The organism is Rickettsia senegalensis (genome assembly GCF_056135685.1).
The window spans coordinates 56,185-78,246 of sequence record NZ_JBVYTQ010000001.1; the positions used below are offsets into that span (position 1 = coordinate 56,185).

Here is a 22,062-nt window from a genome sequence, read left to right on the forward strand (position 1 = left end):
TCTCTCTAACTAATAATTTATTTTTTTGTAACTGCAACTTGTTTACGAGGAGCACCATAACGTGAACGACCTTGCTTACGTCCTTTAACTCCAGCAATATCATATGCACCGAGTACGATATGGTATTTCACCCCCGGAAGATCAGGAACCTGACCACCTCTTACTAATACCCTATCATGCTCCTTTACGCTATGCTTCTCACCGGGAATATATGCATTTACTGTTCTTTTATTACTTAAACGCACCGTTGCAATCTTACGAAGTGCAGAGTTAGGCTTTTTAGGGGTAACGGTTTTTACAACTAGGCAAACACCACTTTTAAAAGGATTAGATTCTAAGGCAGGAGACTTGGTCTTACGAGTTTTTGACTTTCTCCCAAAACGTACTAATTGATTATATGTCGGCATTAAAAAAAATACTCCAAAAAACTTATATATACGATAATTAAAGGGTGAAAAAATACTTCCGCCCTTTATTTTAAATCATTTCTAAATACAAATTATAATAATTTGTAAATTACACTAAATTTAAATTATAATTACTTTTTCCATAAAAGCAAGTATGTTTTAATTAACAATCATTTTTTTCTCAATTATTTTTGCTATAAAGCTAATTAACATCACTAAAATATAATAACAGCACGCAGCAACAAACATTGGAAAAAAATAATTATATGTTTCAATTGATACAATTTGTGCTCTACGCATTAAATCCATTTCTCCAAGCATAGAAATAATGGCTGATTCTTTAATCAAATTTACAAGCTCATTTACTAATGACGGAAAAATATTTTTAACTGCTTGCGGTAGAATTATATCTTTCATTATTAAAAACTTTGGAATAGCAAGAGCTTCAGCCGCTTCAAACTGCCCTTTATCAACTGCATTAATCCCCGCCCTGACTACTTCGGAAACATATGCTCCCGAATTAAGGGAAAAAGAAATAGCTCCCGCCATAAACACACTAAATTTAACGCCTATGATATAAGGTGAAGCAAAATAAATAATACTTAATTGAATTAATAAAGGAGTACCTCTGAAAATAGAAGTATAGAAATTTGCAAAAAGCCTTAAAGCACGATTCTTATTTACCTTACAAATAGCGAGCAACATCCCTATTACTAAACCGAATATAACGGCAATAACGCTATATTTTAAAGTTACTAAAGCCCCTTCTACAATAAAAAGGATTTTTGGATAAAATTTTATTAAATACTCAAACATAAATTATTATAGATTTATTTCCATACGAATCAGTCTTATCGTCATTTCCTCGCAAGGCGTTGTTGCGTGGAGATTAAAAAAAGTCAATATAGCGCTTAGAGTATAAAAATAATTAAATTTTATATAACTCTAAAAGCTATATTGAGCTTTCCCAAGGGCAATCATTTCATTTAATATATTTATCTTAGTAATTACTTCGTTTTTTCTTCCTTTCTCTGTTTTTTGTTGTAAGTTAAAGCCAAACGTTCGCTTCAACCTAAACATAAACGATTCAACCCTTGACCTTTGATGATAGCCGCTATTAATTTTCCATGCTTTTAAACCTTCATCAAAATTTTTATATTCTCTAATTCCTTTTATTACTTTATCTCTGTAAGCTAAATGTTCTTTCTCTACCTTGCTTTTATTCTTTAATTCATCTTGTGACTTAGATGTTCGTGCTGGGGGCATTAAATCTTGTACTCCCCAATCATATATTATCTTTCTAAACTCCTGCGTATCATAAGCTCCATCTGCTATAACGGTTTTAGCTTTGCCTGTTATCTCTTTGCTCATATCACCAACAACTTCACAGTCGTTTGTGTTACTATCCGTATAGGCTACAGATAGTACTTCCATACTATCTAAATCGACTGCTACATGTATCTTCTTCCACTGTTCTCTCTTACGATATAATCCATCCTTACCGTTATAATCCATCCTTACCGTATTTCCTTTGATGCCACCCACTGGTGCTATATACATTTACTCCGGTACTATCAAATACTATCTCTTTCCCTGAACCTTTCTCTTGTACTCCAATATTTTTTACTCGTAACTTTAGCTTACTAGCGATTCTTGATGCATGGGCATAATCCGGTATTCTTAAATCCTTACCCGCAAATATTTTGCTAAACATTCCTTCTGCAAATCCGCTTGTTGCTCGCCATGGCAATCTTAATAACAGCTTAATTGTTAGCAAATATTCATACATCTTGCTATTATATCTTCTCGCTCCTCCTTGCCTCTGTTCCCCTCCATAATATAACTCTTTTAAATATTCTTCACAAAATGTGAAAATTATTGTTCCTCTTTTCTTTAAACTTCTGTTATATTCTTTCCAGTTGCAAACTTTTTGTAGCTTTGACATACACACCTGTGGTTAAGTTTTTTGTCAGTTTACTACTTTTCTTAGTTCGCAGCTACTTTTTTTATATCTACGCAACAAGGTCTTGCGAGGAGCCATAGGCTGCGTGGCAATCTCATGAGATAATAACAAACTCCTGAGATTGCTTCGTCGAATTACTACGTAATTCTTCTCGCAATGACGATTTTTTAATACACCCTCTTAGCCGGTGGAATTGCACTTATCTCATCGGTTAAAGTGGTTAGCGTTACAGGTTTATAATCAAGAACTACTTTACCTGCTTCATCGATAGAGCTAAGAGTATGTTTCATCCAATCTCCATCATTACGATCAGGATAATCTTCCCTAGCATGAGCTCCTCTACTTTCTTTTCTTGCAGCTGCCGAATATACCGTTACCAAAGCCTGATCAAGTAGATTATCTAGCTCTAGGCCTTCCACTAAATCACTATTCCAAATTAAAGATTTATCGTTAATTTTTATATCTTTATAGCCGTTTCTTATTTCGCTAATCATTCCTGCTCCTTCATCTAGTACTTCTTGAGTTCTAAATACCGAAGCGTGGCTTTGCATAGTTCTTTGCATTTTAAGCCTTAAATCTGCAACTAAAATATTACCGTTAGCGTGACGGACTTTATCAAATCTATTTATAATTTTTTCAAGACTTGCCTCTTTTATAGGCTTATGAGGACTCGCTGGACTAATAAGTTCAGCTGCTTTTAAAGCACTACTTCTACCGAATACTACTAAATCAAGCAAAGAATTTGACCCCAACCTGTTAGCTCCGTGTACCGATACGCAAGCAGCTTCACCGATTGCCATAAGTCCCTTTACTACGCTATTATGATTCGTACCGTCTTTGATTATGACTTGACCGTGGTAATTAGTCGGTATCCCGCCCATATTATAATGAACTGTAGGAAGTACCGGTATCGGCTCTTTAGTGACATCAACACCGGCAAAAATTTTAGCCGTCTCAGAGATACCGGGCAAACGACTATGTAAAATTTCAGGCAATAAATGATTTAAATGCAGGAATACATGATCTTTATACTCGCCGACTCCTCGCCCCTCTCTGATTTCTATGGTCATTGCTCTTGAAACTACGTCTCTTGACGCTAAATCCTTTGCAGCAGGAGCATAACGCTCCATAAAACGCTCACCGTTTGCGTTGACGAGATATCCACCTTCACCTCTTGCTCCCTCGGTAATAAGACAACCTGCCGAATATATGCCTGTCGGATGGAACTGTACGAACTCCATATCTTGCAGCGGCAAACCGGCTCTAATCGCCATACCACCTCCATCACCTGTACAAGTATGAGCGGAAGTTGCTGAAAAATAAGCACGCCCGTATCCACCCGTTGCAAGCACTACATTATGAGCTCTAAAACAATGCAGACTACCATCATCTAAGTTCCACGCAACTACGCCCCTACATTCGCCGTCTTCCATTAATAAATCAATAGCAAAATACTCCACAAAAAACTGCACTTTATGCTTTAGCGACTGCTGATATAACGTATGAAGTATAGCATGCCCCGTACGATCTGCCGCAGCACAGGTACGCTGAGCTGCTTTTCCTTTGCCGTACTCCGTCGTCATACCGCCGAAAGGACGCTGATAAATCTTCCCCTCTTCGGTTCTTGAAAAAGGTACACCGTAATGCTCAAGTTCTAAAATCGCATCGGGAGCGTTCTTACACATATACTCGATGGCATCCTGATCACCTAACCAATCAGAACCTTTTACCGTATCATACATATGCCAACGCCAATCATCTGTACCCATATTTCCAAGTGCTGCACTGATTCCTCCCTGAGCAGCTACAGTATGACTACGGGTTGGAAACAGCTTAGTTATACATGCGGTATTTAGCCCTTCTTTAGCCATACCGAATGCAGAACGAAGACCGGCCCCGCCCGCACCTACAACTACTACGTCAAATTTATGATGAATGATATTATACGCTTTGGTCATTAAATTAATTTTTTACTATTTATTTCATTCGATATTAGTTGCTACAAACGTTGCTTATGTCATTCCTACGAAGGTAGGAATCCATAATAAAGCGAGATAAATCGAGCTTTTTAAAAAAGCTTTACAGTACTGGATTCCCGCTTATGCGGGAATGACATCGAAAACACACAGGATCATCCCCTATAAAACATCGCTACTACAAAAGCTACAATAGTCGCAATGCAAAATAATTGCACTATTATAATCAATATATTACGTAATTTGTGACAACTTACATAATCCTCAATCACTACACGCATACCAAGCATTGCATGATACAACGAAATAGCCACCGTAATTAACAATGCTACTACGTTAAATGGCTTTTTAAGCTCCCACATAATAATATTTATGTCATTATTTTTGTTAGTTAGCGTGAGATATATTAACCATATAGAACATAAAGCTAATATAATCCCCGTTACTCTTTGCAATAACCAATGATGAGAACCGCTTTTAGCAGAACCGCTATTTTTTGCTTTTACAATTTTTGCTTTAAAATCATATACCATGAATTTTCTCTAAACATATTAAGCTGTCATACGTCTTTTTCGTCATTGCGAGGAGCGAAGCGACGTGACAATCTCGTCAAATATCCTGAGATTGCTTCGTCAATTACTTACGTAATTTCCTCGCAATGACGTTTTTAATTACTACACCCACAACAACATAGTTAATAATATAGAACATACAACCACACACCAACCAGTGATATTAACTGCTTTTATAGAAAAGCCGTAACCAATATCCCAAAATAAATGCCTGATGCCGTTACATAAATGATAAAACCAAGCGTAGCTAGCGGCTACTAAGCATATTTTTATAATGCAGCAATTAGCAAGTTGTAAATAATTATTGTCATATTTGCTAAGAATCAACCACCACGCCAAAATCGATACTGCAAAAAATAGAGCTACGCCGGTCATACGATGCAAAATCGACAATGTAGAACTTATTTGCGGCTTATATATGCTTAAATGCGGCGAAGTCGGGCGCTTATTATAAATTTCTTGTTTGGTTTTAGTCATAATATTAATAATAAAAAACTTATATCACGTCATTGCGAGAAAAAATTGAAAATTTTGACGAAGCAATCTCAGGAGTTTGTTATTATTTCATGAGATTGCCACGTCGCTTCGCTCCTCGCAATGACGACTGGGAGTCTACGCAAGCAAGCCTTTCTCGCAAGGCGTTGTTGCGTGGAGATTAAAAAAAGTCAATATAGCGCTTAGAGTATAAAAATAATTAAATTTTATATAATTCTAAAAGCTATATTGAGCTTTCCCAAGGGCAATCATTTCATTTAATATATTTATCTTAGTAATTACTTCGTTTTTTCTTCCTTTCTCTGTTTTTTGTTGTTGTAGAAGTCAAGATTTAATCTTACAGACATTATAAAAATTATATCTGAATGTCTGATAAGTTATGACTGTCAGATGAGTATTCAAGATATAAGATTTCGTTATTCTTTTCAACAGCTAACTTTTTACTATCCATAAAAGTCTGCATAGGTGTTTTTCCATAGCAATATTTACCGGAATGCGGTCTTTCATTATTATAATATTCTAGCCAAATATCAAGATCTAGTTGTAGATCATCAAGATCAGTATAGATCTTTTTACGCATAGCAGTATCAAAGAATTCTTGTTTCATAGTTTTATTAAAACGTTCACACATACCATTTGTTTGAGGAGAATATGCTTTAGTAGTAGTATGCTCAATACCCTCAATGCTTAAGAACAATTCAAAAGCATGATGTTCTATATTACCTTTATACTCACCACCTCTATCAGTTAAAATACGAAGTACTGGTATTTGCTGACTCTCATACCATGGTAACACTCTATCATTAAGCATGTCAGCAGCGGTAAGTGCTGTTTTATCAGTATATAGTTTAGCCTCTGCAACCCGAGTGTAACTATCAATAAACACTTGAGAATATACCTTGCCTATGCCTTTAAAATTACCTACATAATATGTGTCTTGGCATCCTAGATAACCTGGATGCTGTGTATCAATCTCACCATGAGCTTCTTTCTCGCTACGCCGTTTCTCTAATACTTGTAACTGAGCTTCGGTAAGAACAATACCATCCTGAGCCATTTTGGCTTCTAATGCTTTAAGTCTTTTATTGATATTATTTAAATCATTACGTAGCCAAATAGATCTAACTCCTCCAGGTGATACAAGAATACCAGTCTTTTTAAGCTCATTTGATACTCGCAGCTGACCATAAGCGGGGTATTCTATTGCCATATCTAATACTGCTCTCTCTACGGCAGGATCAACTCTATTCGCTATAATTGGCTTCTTCCGACTAATCTCATATAATGCTTCTTCTCCTCCTGTTTCATATAACTCTTTAAACCTATAATAACTGTCTCTACTGTAACCCATAGCTTTATATGCTGACGATATACTACCAAGACTCCTAGCTAATTCTAGTAATCCTATTTTTGGCTTTATTATTTTTTGATTTAGATTCATCTCTAATCCTCCATTTAATATTATCTTAATTTTACTAAATGTAAGATTAAATCTCAACTATTACAATTAATTTTCCATGCTTTTAAACCTTCATCAAAATTTTTATATTCTCTAATTCCTTTTATTACTTTATCTCTGTAAGCTAAATGTTCTTTCTCTACCTTGCTTTTATTCTTTAATTCATCTTGTGACTTAGATGTTCGTGCTGGGGGCATTAAATCTTGTACTCCCCAATCATATATTATCTTTCTAAACTCCTGCGTATCATAAGCTCCATCTGCTATAACGGTTTTAGCTTTGCCTGTTATCTCTTTGCTCATATCACCAACAACTTCACAGTCGTTTGTGTTACTATCCGTATAGGCTACAGATAGTACTTCCATACTATCTAAATCGACTGCTACATGTATCTTCTTCCACTGTTCTCTCTTACGATATAATCCATCCTTACCGTTATAATCCATCCTTACCGTATTTCCTTTGATGCCACCCACTGGTGCTATATACATTTACTCCGGTACTATCAAATACTATCTCTTTCCCTGAACCTTTCTCTTGTACTCCAATATTTTTTACTCGTAACTTTAGCTTACTAGCGATTCTTGATGCATGGGCATAATCCGGTATTCTTAAATCCTTACCCGCAAATATTTTGCTAAACATTCCTTCTGCAAATCCGCTTGTTGCTCGCCATGGCAATCTTAATAACAGCTTAATTGTTAGCAAATATTCATACATCTTGCTATTATATCTTCTCGCTCCTCCTTGCCTCTGTTCCCCTCCATAATATAACTCTTTTAAATATTCTTCACAAAATGTGAAAATTATTGTTCCTCTTTTCTTTAAACTTCTGTTATATTCTTTCCAGTTGCAAACTTTTTGTAGCTTTGACATACACACTTGTGGTTAAGTTTTTTGTCAATTTACTACTTTTCTTAGTTCGCAGCTACTTTTTTTATATCTACGCAACAAGGTCTTGCGGGAATGACGGTTTTGGTATCTATGCAACAAGGTCTTGCGGGAATGACGATTAGGTATCCACAACCTCTATCTCTGTAACCAATGCCCTTCTGCGGGTGATAAGTCATCCGCAACTGCTCTCCTATCATCAAAGACAAAACACTCACCTTGCCATAAATTATTTTTATTTTGTGTATCTTCTAAATATTGCAGTATCCCGCCTTTTAGATGATATACCTCTTCATAGCCTATACTTTTAAGTAAGCTGGTGGATTTTTCACACCTAATACCGCCTGTACAAACCATAGCAATTTTTTTACCTTTGAGCAATTCTTGATTCTGCTGAACCCAAGCGGGAAACTGCTTAAATGTTTTGGTATTAGGATTAATTGCCGATTTAAATGTACCGACCTCTACTTCATAATCATTTCGAGTATCTATTACTATAACATTTTGTTTGGTGATAAATTCATCCCAATCTTTCGGCTCTATATATTCGCCTTTAAATAGATCAACATTCAAATCAGGGGCATTCATCGCTACAATCTCTTTCTTAAATCTAACTTTCAGCTTATGAAAAGGATGAACATCGCTATAATTTATTTTAACGTTAACATCTTTGGGATAGGTTAGTTTTATTAGTTCTTCAAGTACAAGATTTACATTTTCATATGAGCCCGAAAAAGAACCGTTAAAACCTTCGTTAGCTAATAAAATAGTGCCTCTGACATATTTTTTTTTACCGATAAGCAAAAGTTTCGGTATCAAATTAGCCGGTTCTTCTATATTAACAAAACTGTATGCACTTAAAATTGCTATTTTTTCATTCATAATTATTTAGGTATTATTATTGTATGGCTTGACTTTTTAACGTCATTGCGAAGCCACAACGTGGCTGAAGCAATCTCAAGACTTTTTTACTAGATTGCTTCGTCAATGCTTCGTATTTCCTCGCAATGACGATAATCACTCTATATAACTTGCAACGGCACAAATACACTTGTATCGCCCCTATCAATCAAAAGCAAAATATTTTGCTTATCTGATTTTTTAGCATTTTCATATAATTCTTCTAGCTTATTTATATCATCTATGCTTTCCTGATTAATATTGGTTATCAGATCACCAATTTTGAAGCTACTTTCTTCTTCATCAATATTGGTTATAACTATTCCAGCTTTATCGCTCGGAATATTATATTGTTGTCTTAATTCTTCAGTCAAATTACTAAAAGTAATATTATTTTTAGTAATAGATAAATCACTTTCTTCTTTGTTTGTTATTTCTTCTTTATTGGTCTCTTCTGTAGAATCTTTGGTAACTTCTTCATTATCTGAAGTAATTTTAATAGGTAATTCAAGCTCTTTTTTATCGCGAAGTATTTTTACTTTTACTTCCTGATCCATAGGAGCATCTGCAATAATTACACGCAATTTTTTAGTATTTTTAACCGGTATATCTGCAAACTCTATTATTATATCACCTGTTTTAATTCCTGCTTTATCACCTGGGCCATCTTCTTGTACTTTAGCTACTAACACCCCCCTAGTATCTTTAAGCCCTAACCCTTCAGAAATTTCCTCGGTTAAATCTTGTATTGTTACTCCAAGGCGTCCTCTACTTACTTTTCCATCTTTCTTAAGACGTTCGATTATGGGCTTTGCAGTATTTGACGGTATTGCAAAACCAATACCTATATTAGTACCGAGCGGTGAAAAAATTGCCGTATTTACGCCTATTACTTTCTGATCCAAATTAAACATAGGACCGCCGGAATTACCGTTATTAATTGCAGCATCCGTTTGAATAAAATTATCGACTATATTATCCGTATCTATATCAATATCCCGCCCTTTAGAGGAAATAATACCGCTTGTCACCGTACCGCCTAGATTACCGAATGGATTACCGATTGCAATAACCCAGTCTCCTACTCTTGCATCATTTGAATCTCCAAACTCAACAAACGGCAATGGTTCCTCACTGTCTATTTTTAAGAGCGCTAAATCAGTTTTAGTATCGCTACCTATTAATTTAGCCGATAATTCGGTATTGTCTGCAAGTTTTATATTAATTTTATCAACATTTGCAATTACATGATAGTTTGTCACTATTAAACCGTTAGGCTCAATAATAAACCCTGAGCCAAGCGGAATGCTTTTAGGAGTTTGATCGATTTCTTCCAAATGCAGCGGTATATTTAGCTTTTCTAAAAAATCATTAATGAAGTCTAAAGGCTTTTTTTCTTGCAGCGGATCTTTCTCAGCATTTTCCGACTTACTATTAACATATTCTATTGTTGAAATATTAACGACTGCAGGAATTAACGGCTCAACTATATCAGCAAAGCTATAACGGGCAGCTTCACTTACTTTTAAAGGAGCAGAATTTATTGCCATAAATTCATTCTCATCTTGCTTCGCTACTTTTAAAGACTTACTATTTTCTTTTGCCAAAACAACGTTACTTGATATTAAAACTATTAAAATAAGAACTATTTTCAGATTAACCATATGCTCCAAGTAAATAATAAAGTAGATAAACGAGTTATTTAGTATAGTACCGGATAATTTTTAAGAAGCCCTCGATGTCATCCCCCGCGTAGGAGGGGACCCAGGCTAAAAAATCTTTAATTTTAAAGATTTTTTATTATATAATTTTGTTAAGTAAAGTTTACTTAACTGGGTTCCCGCCTACGCGGGAATGACATAGAATGAAAAATGTCCGGTACTATGGTTATTTATTTAAATTAAGGTATTTTAAAACTTCCGCATCCGGTGAAATCACAAAATTAGTATCTTCTTTCTTTAAAGAATTTTTATATACTAAAAGTGATCTATAAAATTTATAAAATTCCGGATCGACGGAATAAGCGGAATTATATATTTTTGCCGCTTTTTCATCGCCGTCACCTTTGATAATTTGTGCATCTCGATAAGCTTTAGCAAGTATTATTTTACTTTCTTTATCTGCTTTTGAACGAATACGCACACTTTCTTCTTGCCCTTCTGCCCTAATTTGGGTCGCTTCTTTTTCACGTGCCGTTTGCATACGGCGATAAATAGCTGCACTATTTTCTTTCGGTAAGTCTGCTCTTAAAATTCTAACATCTACAACGTCAATACCAAAACTTTTGGCTTCGCCGTCCACTTGATTTAAAATATTTAACATTACGTTACTACGCTCCTGACTTAAAAGGCTACTTAGCGAAATTTTACCTATCACCTTACGCATAGATGATTCAAGGTTACGGGTCAGCCTAATTTTCACGCCTTGATAATCATGTACCGTTTTATAAAACATTACCGGATTATTAATTTGGAATTTGGCATAAGCATCAACAATAACTCGCTTACCGTCAGCAGCCGTTAATTCTTTTGCCTCAACCTCAACATCTAAAAGACGTTTATCAAAAAATTCAACGTTTTGAATAAACGGGATTTTAATATTTAGTCCTGGATTTTCTATAGTTCTAACTGCTTCACCAAACTGAAATACCACGGCAGATTGGCGTTGATCAACTGAAAATAAGGAGCTAGAAATCAGTATCAGCCCGAAAATAATTGTAAAAATTATATAATAAATCTTTTGTTGCATTTAATTTAATATTCCTTGTTGTTTAGATGACATTCGATAAAATAAAAAGTAGGACTCTTGGTAGACGAAGATCAACTTCAAAAAGAGCAATGGGTTCACAAGGCGAGGATCGCAGCTCTTGTAGAACGACGTAGCTAATTTTTGAAGTTCATCGAGTATACCTACTTAATAGCCATGTGCGGCAGTAGCGCACTATTAATAATAGTTTTATTTGAACCGCCTAATATCTCTTCGACTACTTCTAAATATAACCTATCTCTAGTTACTTGCCTACCTATAGTATATTGTTTATAAATAGCATTAAATCTTTGGCTATCACCTTCTGCTTTTGATATAACTTCTTCTCTATAACCTTCTGCTTCTTGTATAATCTTTGCGGCCGCTCCTCTAGCTTCCGGCAAAACCTTATTATTATAGGCTTGAGCTTGATTTATTTCTTTCTCTTTATCTGCTTTTGAAGTTTGCACGTCTCTATAAGCGTCTATTACTTCGGCAGGCGGTTCGGCTTTTAATAATTGTACTTTCTCAATCATAACACCGGCATTATAACTATCCAGTATCTTTTGTGCTAATTTTTCTATTTTGTAAGTAATTTCTTGCTTTTGATCAGATAATACCCAAGAAATAGGAGTATTGCCTATTACTTCTCTAACAGCACTTTCTACTGTTGCTTTTACTGTTTCTTCAGGTCTTTGTACGTTAAAAATAAAATTTTCAAGGTTATTAATATGCCACATTACGTCACAATTTAAAGCAACGATATTTTCATCACCGGTAAGCATTATACTTTCACCGGCGATATTTTTAGTATTATCGCCACCGCTACGTGCCGAGCTATTTGTACGATAACCAATCTCAATTCGCCGTGATTGTTTAACTTTCTCAACTATTATCTTTTCAAAAGGGGCAGGCAAATGATAATTAAGCCCGGGGTAGCCCTTACGCACAAAACGCCCAAATCTTATTACCGCTGCTTCTTCACCTTCTTTTATTTCATAAATACCCGAAGCAAGCCATAAAGCAATCACTGCGACAACAGCTAAAATTATTGTTTTGCTATTAAAATTAAACTGGAATTGAAATTTATCAAAATTAAATTGATTTTTACGCGGTCTTGTGAATATGTTATCTTCTTTATCAGAATCAAAATCTTTCCATGGGGATTTTTTTAAAATCGAGCTATATTTTTTACTAAGCATTTGCTTTTTTATATTATTTTAAAGATTATGTGATTATATATATTATAGCATATAACGTCAAGTTACGAACTTAAACAGCCTTAAAAAGGAAATTTAATTATGGCGCATTTACACCAAAAGCAAATTATCGATAAACTTCAGCATATTATATTTAAAGACGGTACTTTTTTAAATAAAGTTATATCGGATATTATAATTAAGGGGAATAATGTAGGTTTTTCTATAGATATATCAGGTAAAGACAAGTTAGAAGCCGAAGAAATCAGACTTAAGGCAATTAACAAACTTAACGAAATTTCGGAAATAAATAAAATAACAATTGTTTTTACCGAAAGTAAACCTATGGAGAAAAAAACTCAAAAGCCAAAGCATTTTGTAGAAAACGTAAAAAAAATTATCTTAGTAGCGTCAGGTAAAGGCGGAGTCGGAAAATCTACAATATCGACTCTTATTGCTCAGCAATTGAGTCTAGAAAATTACCGAGTTGGGATAGTAGATGCCGATATTTACGGTCCGTCAATTCCGCATATATTCGGCATTAACGAAGTGCCGAAAACAATAGAAGGACGAATAATACCTATAATAGACAAAAATATCCAAGTTATTTCTATAGGCTTTTTTGTTAAAGATCATTCGGCAATTATTTGGCGTGGTCCTATGGCGAGTAAGACCATTTATCAATTATTATCAGTAACAAAATGGGATAATTTAGATTATCTAATTATTGATATGCCGCCGGGAACTGGTGATATTCATTTAAGTATGCTAGAGAATTATCATTTAGACGGCGTGATAATAGTAACTATACCGCAAAAAATATCGGAGATAGATGTAGTGCGTTCCATAGATTTATATCAAAAACTAAATTTACCTATTTTGGGAATAATTGAGAATATGAGCTATATGTTTGAAAGTAATAGCGGCGGATATTTATCGCAAAAATATAATATACCCTTAATCGCTCAAATTCCGATTATGCCAGAGATAGCCAATGCTTGCGATAAATCACTACCTCTAACAGATTTATTAACATTACCTTTAAAAGAATATTTATAATGAAAATATACGTATTGGCTGATAATAGAACAGGTAACACAAATCAGGCTATTGCACTTGCTGAAAAATTAACGCAAGAATACATTATAATTAAACTGCAGTATAATTGCTTAGCTAAGCTACCGAATTTTTTACTAAAATATTATCCTATTCATATAAAAAGTGAGCTATTGCAAGATATTATGGCAAAACCTTTACCTGATATGATAATTACCGCCGGCAGAAGAACAGCAGTTTTAGCATTTTATTTAAAAAATAAATTTGAAAGTATAAAGTTAATACAAATAATGCAGCCCTCTTTACCTTATGATGCGTTTGATGCCGTTATTCTGCCTTATCATGATTGCCGTCGCTTGTCATCCCGTGGCTTGTCCACGGGATCCAGTAATAAAAAATGCAAAAAGCTCGGTTTATCTTGCTTTACACTGGATCCTGTGGACAAGCCACGGGATGACACCGAGCAGAAAAACATCATTCCCGTCAACGGAGCTATCAACAACGTAACCGAAAAGTTCGCTGCAGCGAACTTAGAGCTACAAAAGCATTATCCTGACCTTAAACAATTTATTGCCGTGATAATCGGTGGGAATAATAAAAAATTTAATTTCAACGAAAATGAAGCAAATTTATTTTCTTCATTATTAAATAAAATATATACTAATCAACAAATATCGTTTTTCATTAGTTTCAGTAGACGTACACCGCAAGCCGTAAAATCAATTATTAAAAATAATATGCCGGCTTCTACAATTACTTATGACCCGAATGAAGGCACAGACTATACCGTAGAAACTTCAAAAGTTGAAAGTCAAATAAGCGGCGAGCCTGCGAAGCGTATAATAATACGTGAGCACAGGCGAGTCCCGAAATTTGACGTACCAAATCTTGAAGTATCAAAGGTATATAATCCATATATAGCTATGCTTGCCAATGCAGAATATATAATCTCTACAGCCGACTCGATTTCAATGTGCAGCGAAGCAGCTTCAAGCGGTAAACCTCTTTATATATTCTGCCCACCAAACTTTAATTCTTCAAAGCATAAGATTTTTATCAAGCAATTAGTAGAACAAAAAATAGCAAGAATTTTTGATGAGTCAGTAACGATGCTGGAGGAATATAGCTACAAACCCTTAAATGAAGCAGAAAGAGTAGCTAAAATTATTAAATCTTTATTAAAAAATATATGTCAAAATAAACCTTAAACTTGAAAAATTTCGTAAAGCTTTTATGACGCTTGAAGATATCTATTTAAAACCGACAACAGAAGATAGAGCTTATATTGATGCAACGATTAGAAGATTTGAGTTTACTTTTGAGCTTGCTTGGAAATTTCTAAAAGAATATTTTGCTCAAAGGGGCATAACTCTCAACTATCCTAAAGAAGTCTTTAAAGAAGCTTACGCAGCAGGTATTATAAACGATGAAGAGTTATGGATTCAGATGCTTCTTGACCGTAATATGACCTCACATACCTATGATGAAAAACTTGCTAATGAGATTCATAGCCGAATTAAAAATTATGTTCCTGAACTTAAGAAGTTACTAAATATACATAAAGTAAATAAAGAGTTGGTAGACGAAGATCAACTTCAAAAAGAGCAAGGAGTTCACAAGGCGAGGAACGATAGCTGTTACTTAATACGTGAGTACCGCAGCTCTTGTAGAACGACGACGCCAATTTTTGAAGTTCTATCTACGTATACAAAGACTTTATAATGCCTTGCAGTGTGTGAACTTCAGGGGAAGAGAGGCTATTGATACGTGTAAATATATTAGTGATATTTTGCTGCATAGCAGGTTTTTTGTCGGGAGCTTTAAAGAATCCGGTTTTATCAAGTTTACTGAATAAATTTGTTAAAAAATGTTCCATTTCTTCTTTAGTAGCTAATTTTTGAATGTTATGAATATCTTCTCTAGGCGTAGAATTACGAAACAATTCATAGCATATTACAATAACAGCTTGAGCAATATTTAATGAGCTAAATTCGGTTGTATTAATAGTGATAATCTTATTGGCAAGTGAGATTTCTTCATTACTCAGCCCGTTATTTTCCCTCCCGAACATTATTCCGACTTTTGCAGAATTTGGATAATCTAAAGGCAAATTTTGTGAAAATACATAATCTTTATTCATAGCCCTTTTAATGCAGGTAGTAGCATATAAATATTCGAGGTCTTTAATACAATCTTCAAGACTATCATAAATTTTTGCATTATCTATAATATTAACCGCTCCGACTGCATTACTACGCGCCACCTCATTTGGCCAGCCGTCTCTTGGAGCTACAATTCTAAGCTCAATTAAGCCGAAATTCTTCATTGCTCTTGCAGTAGCACCGATATTCTCGCCCATTTGAGGAGCAACTAATATTATAACAGGATTCATTTAACCCTCATAACATGACAAGTATAGGCAATCGCTACGGCATCGGCTTCATCGGAATTAGTAATTAAGGAAGTACCGGGCAGTAACAGCTTGATCATATGCAAAATTTGGTCTTTTTCTGCATGACCATAGCCGGTTACAGTTTTTTTTACCGTATTTGGTTTAAATTCCCGCATGTCCAAATTATACCTACCGAACAGCGACATTGTCGCACCTCTAGCATAGCCGAGCTTTAACGAAGTCACGCTATTAGTATTAACAAATGTTTCTTCAATCGCTGCCATATTCGGTTGATATTCTAATATTACTTTTTCTAACGTGCTATTGATGTAGGCAAGTCTATTATGTATTTCATCTTTGCTATTGGTTTTAATAATACCGCTAGCTAAATATTTCAATTTTGTTGACTGTCGTGCAACTATTGCCCATCCAAGACTCCCAAGTGCCGGATCAATCCCAAGTACTATCATGATTATTATTTTATTTTTCTAAAATCGTCATTGCGAGAAGAATTACAAAGTAATTCGACGAAGCAATCTCAGGAATTTTATACTACTTCATAAGATTGCCGCGTCGATGCTACGCATCTCCTCGCAATGACGTTTAAATTGATTATATCTTCATATACTGGTAAAATTCCTGATTATTCTCCCACAGTTCACGCACCTTAATAAATAAAAATAAATGAACAGGGAAGCCAAAAAACCGCTCCATTTGCATTCGGGATTTTGCCCCTATCTCTTTGATTTTAGAGCCGTTTTTACCGAGTATTATAGTTTTATAGCTCTCTCTTGAAACTACTACAACTTGATTAATCTTTACGGATTTGTCTTTAAGCTCTTCCCATTTTTCGGTTTGTACAGTTAGTTTATATGGGAGTTCTTGCTGCAAATTAAAAAATAACTGCTCTCTTGTGATTTCTGCCGCAATAAAACGCATCGGTAAATCCGTTATGTCGTCTTCCGCATAAAGCCACGGAGAAATTTTTGCCTTACTTGTTATATATTCAAGTACTCCATCAATATTTTTGCCCGATAACGCAGAGATAGGAAAAACTAAACCATCAGGATGATTTCCTGTTAAAAAAGCTTTAATGTCATTTAGATATTTTGATTCGACGTCTATTTTGTTCAATAAAAATACCGGAACAATATTAAGTGAGCGAAGCTTATCTAAAATATTATGCGTTACATCATCAAACGGTTTTAGACTATCGATAATCAACAGCACTAAATCCGCACTATACAAACTAGACCACGCACATCTTACCATCGCTTTTTCGAGCGTCCCTTTCGGCTCAAATATACCGGGCGTGTCGTATAAAATTACTTGCGTGTCCTTTAAAGTAATAATACCGGTAATAATCGATCTGGTTGTTTGAACTTTTGGGGTAACTATTGAAAGCTTCTCCCCGATTATTCTATTTAATAAAGTCGACTTCCCACTATTTGGTCGTCCTATTATACAAACTGAAATTGTTTTTTGAACTTGCTTAATCATTTTTAAGTCTATGCAATAAGCTTCGTGCTGCGTTTTTCTCTGCTTCTTTTATAGAATGCCCCGTGCCTGTTTGTTCATAATCTTTTACTTTCACAAGCACCGTAAAAGTTGATGAATGGGCTGCCCCTTCTCTTTTTATCAGACGGTATATAGGTAGGTGATGGCTACTCGCTTGAGCCCATTCTTGTAAAGCAGTTTTTGGATCATAATCCGTTAAATTCTGAATTTTTATAAATTCTGCCCATAATTTCCTGATAATATTGCGAGTTGTTTCAATATTACTATCAAGATATATAGCTGCAATTAAAGCTTCTGTAGCATTTTCTATATTATTAGGATTATCCCGCCCCCCTGCTACTTCTTCCCCATGAGTCATAATTATATAATCTTTTAAAGTGAGCTTGGTCCCAACCACACATATTGTTTCTTTACAAACTAAATATGATCTAATTTTAGCTAAATTTCCCTCATTATAATTTGCAAAATTCTTAAATAAAATTTCCGTGATTACTAAATTTAATACAGCATCACCTAGAAACTCTAAACGTTCATAATCTTTATCATCCTTATATTCGTAATGCTGCCTTAAAGACGGATGACTCAACGCCTCTATTAAAAGCTCTTTATTTTTGAAACTATAGCCTAGTAATTTTTCTAACTCCTCAAATGCTACCATTACTCATCCGTGTTATAAAGATTTTTAAAAATTCTATTAACCCTGACAGATTCAATCCATGGCTTTAACTTTAGTACTAGATTAATAACTCCTATATCATTATCCCACCAAGTTATTTTTGTTGAGAACCAAATAAATTGTGCTTTAGCAATAAAATTTTCAAACGGTACAAATCCAAGATTTACTCTACTATCATTTGACTGATCTCTATTATCCCCTAAAAAGAAATATTTTCCTTCAGGTACATAAAAAACATCCGTATTACCGTATCTATCATTATATATAACGTCGAAAATAGGAGCAAGCTTATAAGAAAAATACGTTCTACCGTTTGGCAGCGTTTCTTTAAACTTCAAATATTTTATTCCTTCTTCGCTAATATAAGTTCCAACTTCCGTGCGTTCTATTTTTTTATCATTGATATATATCACATCATCAATTAATTGTACCTTATCACCCGGTAGCCCTATCAAACGTTTTATATATCTAAGGCTCATATTATTAGGCGGACGAAAAACTATAATATCACCACGTTCCGGTTCGCGTGCAAATATTCGTCCTTTAAAAAGATTTATGAAATCAAAGAAAGATAAAGAATAATTACTATAACCGTAACTATATTTCGTAGAAAATATATAGTCATTCTCAAGTATGGTTGCTTTCATAGAACCGGTCGGAACGGTAAATGGCTCCATAATAAGTATTCTAATAAGTAAAGCTATACATATTACAAAAGCAAAAGACCCCCACTCTTGCTTAGCTGTTTTATTAGTGTTTGATTTTGTATTATCTGTTTGCATAATTTATTTCTTTTTTATGAGTGGATGTCATTCCTGCGGAAGCAGAAATCTAGTAAAATATATAATTATTGTACTAACATTAAAATTGGTTATTTTGTGGATTCCTGCTTCCGCAGGAATGACATCTTGAACGTTCATATAGCACTGGACCACCCCTTTATCCTTTCCTCAATCTCGCTTCTAAAATGGCGTATCAGCCCTTGGATCGGCCAAGCTGCCGCATCACCTAAGGCACAAATAGTATGCCCCTCTATTTCTTTTGTAACGTTAAGGAGTTCGTCTATCTCGGATTTTTGGGCATTACCTTTAACTAGCCGCATCATAACTCGCCACATCCAGCCCGTACCTTCACGGCAAGGAGTGCATTGCCCACATGATTCGTGCATATAAAATTTACTAAGCCTTGCTATTGCATAAATAATGTCAGTAGATTTATCCATAACTATAATACCACCTGTACCAAGTCCGGAACCTGCGGTTCTTAAACTATCAAAATCCATATCCACTTCACATAGTGACTTAGGAAGTAAAGGCACCGAAGAACCACCCGGAATTATAGCTTTAAGATTATCCCAACCATCTCGAACACCGCCGGCATATTTCTCAATCAATTCTTTTAACGAAATTCCCATTGCCTCTTCAACATTGCAAGGCTTATTAACATGCCCCGATATGCAAAAAATCTTAGTACCGGTATTGTTAGGCTTACCGATAGAAGCAAACCAATTAGCCCCTCGTCTTAAAATGGTCGGCACTACTGCAATAGACTCAACATTATTTATAGTAGTCGGGCAGCCATATAGCCCAAATCCGGCAGGAAAAGGCGGCTTTAAGCGAGGCATGCCTTTTTTACCCTCTAAGCTTTCAAGTAATGCAGTTTCCTCACCGCAAATATAAGCCCCTGCCCCACGATGTAAATAAATATTACAATCGAAGCTAGACCCACAAGCATTCTTTCCTATTAACCCGTCTTTATAAGCTTCATCTAAGGCACGCTGAATATTAGAAGCTTCATTATAAAACTCACCTCTAATATAGATGTAGCAATCATTCGCTCCTATAGCAAAGCTTGCAAGCAAGCAACCTTCTATTAATTTGTGCGGCTCAGACCTTAATATATCACGGTCCTTACAAGTACCAGGCTCAGACTCGTCGGCATTTACTACTAAATAGCAAGGCTTCTCTGAATTTTTGGGCATAAACGACCATTTCATACCGGTAGAAAATCCCGCTCCTCCTCGCCCTCTAAGCCCTGATTGCTTGACCTCTTCAATAATGAAGTCTCTACCTTTATCAAGCAACGCTTTAGTATTATCCCAATCTCCTCGCTTCTTGCTAGATTTCAAATCATGGCTTTGCTGCCCATGTAGGTTAGTAAAAATTTTGTCTTCTTCTTTTAGCATAAACTATTCTCGTTATGGCTTAAAAACGTCATTGCGAGGAAAGGCGAAGCCTTGACGTGGCAATCTCGTCAAATATTCCTGAGATTGCTTCGTCGAAATTTTCAATTTTTCCTCGCAATAACGATTCATTACCTTTCTATTACTTTCTTATTAAACTTCCTATTAGCAAACATTGTAAGTATTGGGGCGGAGATAAAAATTGATGAATAAGTACCGGCTATTATCCCAAAAAATACAAGAACGCTAAAACTACGGATTGCCTCACCACCAAAAAGAATAAGGACTAAGTTGGCAAGTAGCGTAGTAATTACTGTTAAAATAGTTCTTGATAAAGTCTCATTGATACTTAAATTTATAATTTCCGTGATATTTTTTTTATGATATTTACGTAAATTTTCTCTAATCCTATCATATATTACTACCGAATCATTAACGGAATAACCTATAATAGTTAACACTGCGGCAATAGTGCTTAAGTTAAAATCAAGCTTAGTCATACTCATAAAACCAAGGGCGAGTATTACGTCATGCACTAAGGCGATAAGTATACCAAGACCAAAATACCACTCAAAACGCACCCAAATATAAACCATAATAGCTAAGAAAGAGAATAGCATCGCCATAGCCCCCGCTTCTATTAGCTGCCTACCGACTTGCGGACCGACAAGATCTACCTTACGATATTCAAACTTATACGGAAAATTACTTTGCAAAGATGCTTTAATTAACTCAATATTTTTCATGAGGTTTTCTTCGCTACTACTACCGAATCTAATCGATAGATCACGTTCACTACCAAAATTTTGTAGCACCACCTCACCTATTCCAAGCTCGCCTAGAACCTCCCGCATTTTTGGCAAATCAGGAGCTTGATCAAGCCTTACTTCAATAACTATACCGCCGGCAAAATCAATACCGAAATTAAATTTATATATACCGATCCAAATAAAGCTAATGAGTGATAAAATAATTGAGAAACTGTAACTGACTTTTTTAAAATTCATAAAATCAAAATCGATTTTATTAGGTAAAAGTCTTAAAGGATAAATTTGCATTATTAATATTTCGTTGAATAAAAGTTATATACTGCTTGTATCTCAAGAACCCTCATTTTATTTTGAGAGGTGAACACCCGCGGCCTATACTTAATAGGCGAGAATGCGAATCCTTGATAAAATGAAAGAACAATTCTTGAAAGATAAGCAGTATATTTGTATTATATAGTAAATTCAAAAAGGTTAAACGATTTTTTATGTCAGAAGTAGTAGTAAAAGAACAATTAGAGCAATATATAAGCAAAATAGAAAGATTAGAACAAGAAAAAGCTGATTTATCTCAAGAAGTAAAAGATATTTTCCAAGATGCTTCTTCACATGGATTTGATGTTAAAGCTATGAAATCTATATTGAAACTAAAGAAATTGGATAAAGATAAACTTGCCGAGCAGGATGCTATGCTTGAGCTTTATAGAGATACTTTAGGAATTTAGTAGGTTTGCTTGCGTGGCTCGACTTTTTCGTCATTGAGAGGAAATTATAAAATAATTGACGAAGCAATCTCAGGAGTTTTATACTACTTCATGAGATTGCCACGCTCCTTTTAGTCGCTTAGCTCATGACGTATTGAGT

At 34.9% G+C, this 22,062-nt stretch carries 25 protein-coding genes and 1 pseudogene; 4 read left to right on the forward strand and 22 right to left on the reverse strand.

Annotated features, from left to right (window positions below; translation table 11 throughout):
• Positions 1-17 precede the first annotated feature (17 nt).
• The 14 genes from rpsL to hflK all read right to left on the reverse strand — a co-directional run bounded on the left by rpsL (position 18) and on the right by hflK (position 12,610).
• Entirely contained in the window at positions 18-407 is a 390-nt protein-coding gene (gene rpsL / locus AC0ODJ_RS00235; protein ID WP_004996647.1) for a 30S ribosomal protein S12, read from the reverse strand.
• Between the two features lie 159 nt (positions 408-566).
• Complete coding sequence (locus AC0ODJ_RS00240) at positions 567-1,223, reverse strand: amino acid ABC transporter permease (RefSeq protein WP_218459917.1); 657 nt, start codon at positions 1,221-1,223, stop codon at positions 567-569.
• Positions 1,224-1,352: 129 nt separating this feature from the next.
• The gene (locus AC0ODJ_RS00245) at positions 1,353-1,922 is read right to left on the reverse strand and encodes a transposase (RefSeq protein WP_474464397.1); all 570 of its coding nucleotides are present in this window, start codon (positions 1,920-1,922) and stop codon (positions 1,353-1,355) included.
• Positions 1,912-2,352, reverse strand: coding sequence for a transposase (locus tag AC0ODJ_RS00250; RefSeq protein WP_121843865.1), 441 nt, complete (start codon positions 2,350-2,352; stop codon positions 1,912-1,914). The genes AC0ODJ_RS00245 and AC0ODJ_RS00250 overlap by 11 nt, the downstream gene beginning before the upstream one ends.
• Before the next feature lie 185 nt (positions 2,353-2,537).
• Positions 2,538-4,328, reverse strand: coding sequence for a succinate dehydrogenase flavoprotein subunit (gene sdhA / locus AC0ODJ_RS00255; protein ID WP_474464404.1), 1,791 nt, complete (start codon positions 4,326-4,328; stop codon positions 2,538-2,540).
• Positions 4,329-4,501: 173 nt separating this feature from the next.
• A complete protein-coding gene (gene sdhD, locus AC0ODJ_RS00260; protein WP_474464411.1) occupies positions 4,502-4,879 on the reverse strand; it encodes a succinate dehydrogenase, hydrophobic membrane anchor protein in 378 nt (125 codons plus the stop codon).
• 141 nt (positions 4,880-5,020) lie between these two features.
• A complete protein-coding gene (gene sdhC / locus AC0ODJ_RS00265; protein ID WP_218459860.1) occupies positions 5,021-5,395 on the reverse strand; it encodes a succinate dehydrogenase, cytochrome b556 subunit in 375 nt (124 codons plus the stop codon).
• 373 nt (positions 5,396-5,768) lie between these two features.
• Positions 5,769-6,854, reverse strand: a complete 1,086-nt coding sequence (locus tag AC0ODJ_RS00270; protein ID WP_121834048.1) for an IS481 family transposase — start codon at positions 6,852-6,854, stop codon at positions 5,769-5,771.
• Positions 6,855-6,907: 53 nt separating this feature from the next.
• On the reverse strand, positions 6,908-7,318 hold the full coding sequence (locus tag AC0ODJ_RS00275) for a transposase (RefSeq protein WP_474464418.1): 411 nt from the start codon (positions 7,316-7,318) through the stop codon (positions 6,908-6,910).
• Positions 7,308-7,748 (reverse strand): transposase, encoded by a 441-nt coding sequence (locus tag AC0ODJ_RS00280; protein WP_121843865.1) that lies wholly within the window; start codon positions 7,746-7,748, stop codon positions 7,308-7,310. The genes AC0ODJ_RS00275 and AC0ODJ_RS00280 overlap by 11 nt, the downstream gene beginning before the upstream one ends.
• Before the next feature lie 153 nt (positions 7,749-7,901).
• Complete coding sequence (gene trhO / locus AC0ODJ_RS00285) at positions 7,902-8,645, reverse strand: oxygen-dependent tRNA uridine(34) hydroxylase TrhO (protein ID WP_218459988.1); 744 nt, start codon at positions 8,643-8,645, stop codon at positions 7,902-7,904.
• A gap of 140 nt (positions 8,646-8,785) precedes the next feature.
• Positions 8,786-10,327 (reverse strand): Do family serine endopeptidase, encoded by a 1,542-nt coding sequence (locus AC0ODJ_RS00290; protein ID WP_218459984.1) that lies wholly within the window; start codon positions 10,325-10,327, stop codon positions 8,786-8,788.
• 223 nt (positions 10,328-10,550) lie between these two features.
• A complete protein-coding gene (gene hflC / locus AC0ODJ_RS00295) occupies positions 10,551-11,411 on the reverse strand; it encodes a protease modulator HflC (RefSeq protein WP_218459983.1) in 861 nt (286 codons plus the stop codon).
• Between the two features lie 161 nt (positions 11,412-11,572).
• Entirely contained in the window at positions 11,573-12,610 is a 1,038-nt protein-coding gene (gene hflK, locus AC0ODJ_RS00300) for an FtsH protease activity modulator HflK (protein ID WP_474464427.1), read from the reverse strand.
• A 99-nt stretch (positions 12,611-12,709) separates the two neighbouring features.
• On the opposite strand from hflK, the gene AC0ODJ_RS00305 reads away from it, so the two are divergent.
• From AC0ODJ_RS00305 to AC0ODJ_RS00315, 3 genes are read left to right on the forward strand one after another with little or no spacing between them, the layout of a single operon-like run.
• On the forward strand, positions 12,710-13,666 hold the full coding sequence (locus tag AC0ODJ_RS00305; RefSeq protein ID WP_218459979.1) for an Mrp/NBP35 family ATP-binding protein: 957 nt from the start codon (positions 12,710-12,712) through the stop codon (positions 13,664-13,666).
• Positions 13,666-14,871, forward strand: a complete 1,206-nt coding sequence (locus AC0ODJ_RS00310; RefSeq protein ID WP_474464433.1) for a mitochondrial fission ELM1 family protein — start codon at positions 13,666-13,668, stop codon at positions 14,869-14,871. The genes AC0ODJ_RS00305 and AC0ODJ_RS00310 overlap by 1 nt, the downstream gene beginning before the upstream one ends.
• A 25-nt stretch (positions 14,872-14,896) precedes the next feature.
• On the forward strand, positions 14,897-15,385 hold the full coding sequence (locus AC0ODJ_RS00315; protein WP_256621172.1) for an HI0074 family nucleotidyltransferase substrate-binding subunit: 489 nt from the start codon (positions 14,897-14,899) through the stop codon (positions 15,383-15,385).
• Here AC0ODJ_RS00315 and AC0ODJ_RS00320 read toward each other — a convergent pair.
• The 8 genes and pseudogenes from AC0ODJ_RS00320 to secF all read right to left on the reverse strand — a co-directional run bounded on the left by AC0ODJ_RS00320 (position 15,363) and on the right by secF (position 21,489).
• On the reverse strand, positions 15,363-16,055 hold the full coding sequence (locus AC0ODJ_RS00320; RefSeq protein ID WP_218459977.1) for an RNA methyltransferase: 693 nt from the start codon (positions 16,053-16,055) through the stop codon (positions 15,363-15,365). The two genes, AC0ODJ_RS00315 and AC0ODJ_RS00320, sit on opposite strands and share 23 nt — an antisense overlap.
• The gene (gene ruvC, locus AC0ODJ_RS00325; RefSeq protein WP_218459976.1) at positions 16,052-16,525 is read right to left on the reverse strand and encodes a crossover junction endodeoxyribonuclease RuvC; all 474 of its coding nucleotides are present in this window, start codon (positions 16,523-16,525) and stop codon (positions 16,052-16,054) included. Before ruvC ends, AC0ODJ_RS00320 begins: the two co-directional genes overlap by 4 nt.
• A gap of 142 nt (positions 16,526-16,667) precedes the next feature.
• Complete coding sequence (gene era, locus AC0ODJ_RS00330) at positions 16,668-17,555, reverse strand: GTPase Era (RefSeq protein WP_218459975.1); 888 nt, start codon at positions 17,553-17,555, stop codon at positions 16,668-16,670.
• Complete coding sequence (rnc, locus tag AC0ODJ_RS00335; RefSeq protein ID WP_218459973.1) at positions 17,548-18,231, reverse strand: ribonuclease III; 684 nt, start codon at positions 18,229-18,231, stop codon at positions 17,548-17,550. The genes era and rnc overlap by 8 nt, the downstream gene beginning before the upstream one ends.
• On the reverse strand, positions 18,231-19,031 hold the full coding sequence (lepB, locus tag AC0ODJ_RS00340) for a signal peptidase I (protein ID WP_218459972.1): 801 nt from the start codon (positions 19,029-19,031) through the stop codon (positions 18,231-18,233). Before lepB ends, rnc begins: the two co-directional genes overlap by 1 nt.
• Before the next feature lie 134 nt (positions 19,032-19,165).
• A complete protein-coding gene (gene nuoF / locus AC0ODJ_RS00345; RefSeq protein WP_474464454.1) occupies positions 19,166-20,434 on the reverse strand; it encodes an NADH-quinone oxidoreductase subunit NuoF in 1,269 nt (422 codons plus the stop codon).
• Positions 20,435-20,458: 24 nt separating this feature from the next.
• Positions 20,459-20,560: pseudogene (locus AC0ODJ_RS00350) on the reverse strand (DNA-binding protein); the annotation flags it as partial.
• A gap of 2 nt (positions 20,561-20,562) precedes the next feature.
• On the reverse strand, positions 20,563-21,489 hold the full coding sequence (gene secF / locus AC0ODJ_RS00355; protein WP_474464459.1) for a protein translocase subunit SecF: 927 nt from the start codon (positions 21,487-21,489) through the stop codon (positions 20,563-20,565).
• A gap of 197 nt (positions 21,490-21,686) precedes the next feature.
• Between secF and AC0ODJ_RS00360 the strand changes: the two genes are divergently transcribed.
• On the forward strand, positions 21,687-21,923 hold the full coding sequence (locus tag AC0ODJ_RS00360; RefSeq protein ID WP_004996682.1) for a DUF2312 domain-containing protein: 237 nt from the start codon (positions 21,687-21,689) through the stop codon (positions 21,921-21,923).
• Positions 21,924-22,062: the final 139 nt, after the last annotated feature.

Excerpts from the sequence above, each read along its gene's own strand:
- rpsL (WP_004996647.1), bottom strand. The coding sequence starts at position 407 with ATGCCGACATATAATCAATTAGTACGTTTTGGGAGAAAGTCAAAAACT.
- AC0ODJ_RS00240 (WP_218459917.1), bottom strand. The coding sequence starts at position 1,223 with ATGTTTGAGTATTTAATAAAATTTTATCCAAAAATCCTTTTTATTGTA.
- AC0ODJ_RS00245 (WP_474464397.1), bottom strand. The coding sequence starts at position 1,922 with ATGGATTATAACGGTAAGGATGGATTATATCGTAAGAGAGAACAGTGG.
- AC0ODJ_RS00250 (WP_121843865.1), bottom strand. The coding sequence starts at position 2,352 with ATGTCAAAGCTACAAAAAGTTTGCAACTGGAAAGAATATAACAGAAGT.
- sdhA (WP_474464404.1), bottom strand. The coding sequence starts at position 4,328 with ATGACCAAAGCGTATAATATCATTCATCATAAATTTGACGTAGTAGTT.
- sdhD (WP_474464411.1), bottom strand. The coding sequence starts at position 4,879 with ATGGTATATGATTTTAAAGCAAAAATTGTAAAAGCAAAAAATAGCGGT.
- sdhC (WP_218459860.1), bottom strand. The coding sequence starts at position 5,395 with ATGACTAAAACCAAACAAGAAATTTATAATAAGCGCCCGACTTCGCCG.
- AC0ODJ_RS00270 (WP_121834048.1), bottom strand. The coding sequence starts at position 6,854 with ATGAATCTAAATCAAAAAATAATAAAGCCAAAAATAGGATTACTAGAA.
- AC0ODJ_RS00275 (WP_474464418.1), bottom strand. The coding sequence starts at position 7,318 with ATGGATTATAACGGTAAGGATGGATTATATCGTAAGAGAGAACAGTGG.
- AC0ODJ_RS00280 (WP_121843865.1), bottom strand. The coding sequence starts at position 7,748 with ATGTCAAAGCTACAAAAAGTTTGCAACTGGAAAGAATATAACAGAAGT.
- trhO (WP_218459988.1), bottom strand. The coding sequence starts at position 8,645 with ATGAATGAAAAAATAGCAATTTTAAGTGCATACAGTTTTGTTAATATA.
- AC0ODJ_RS00290 (WP_218459984.1), bottom strand. The coding sequence starts at position 10,327 with ATGGTTAATCTGAAAATAGTTCTTATTTTAATAGTTTTAATATCAAGT.
- hflC (WP_218459983.1), bottom strand. The coding sequence starts at position 11,411 with ATGCAACAAAAGATTTATTATATAATTTTTACAATTATTTTCGGGCTG.
- hflK (WP_474464427.1), bottom strand. The coding sequence starts at position 12,610 with ATGCTTAGTAAAAAATATAGCTCGATTTTAAAAAAATCCCCATGGAAA.
- AC0ODJ_RS00305 (WP_218459979.1), top strand. The coding sequence starts at position 12,710 with ATGGCGCATTTACACCAAAAGCAAATTATCGATAAACTTCAGCATATT.
- AC0ODJ_RS00310 (WP_474464433.1), top strand. The coding sequence starts at position 13,666 with ATGAAAATATACGTATTGGCTGATAATAGAACAGGTAACACAAATCAG.
- AC0ODJ_RS00315 (WP_256621172.1), top strand. The coding sequence starts at position 14,897 with ATGACGCTTGAAGATATCTATTTAAAACCGACAACAGAAGATAGAGCT.
- AC0ODJ_RS00320 (WP_218459977.1), bottom strand. The coding sequence starts at position 16,055 with ATGAATCCTGTTATAATATTAGTTGCTCCTCAAATGGGCGAGAATATC.
- ruvC (WP_218459976.1), bottom strand. The coding sequence starts at position 16,525 with ATGATAGTACTTGGGATTGATCCGGCACTTGGGAGTCTTGGATGGGCA.
- era (WP_218459975.1), bottom strand. The coding sequence starts at position 17,555 with ATGATTAAGCAAGTTCAAAAAACAATTTCAGTTTGTATAATAGGACGA.
- rnc (WP_218459973.1), bottom strand. The coding sequence starts at position 18,231 with ATGGTAGCATTTGAGGAGTTAGAAAAATTACTAGGCTATAGTTTCAAA.
- lepB (WP_218459972.1), bottom strand. The coding sequence starts at position 19,031 with ATGCAAACAGATAATACAAAATCAAACACTAATAAAACAGCTAAGCAA.
- nuoF (WP_474464454.1), bottom strand. The coding sequence starts at position 20,434 with ATGCTAAAAGAAGAAGACAAAATTTTTACTAACCTACATGGGCAGCAA.
- secF (WP_474464459.1), bottom strand. The coding sequence starts at position 21,489 with ATGCAAATTTATCCTTTAAGACTTTTACCTAATAAAATCGATTTTGAT.
- AC0ODJ_RS00360 (WP_004996682.1), top strand. The coding sequence starts at position 21,687 with ATGTCAGAAGTAGTAGTAAAAGAACAATTAGAGCAATATATAAGCAAA.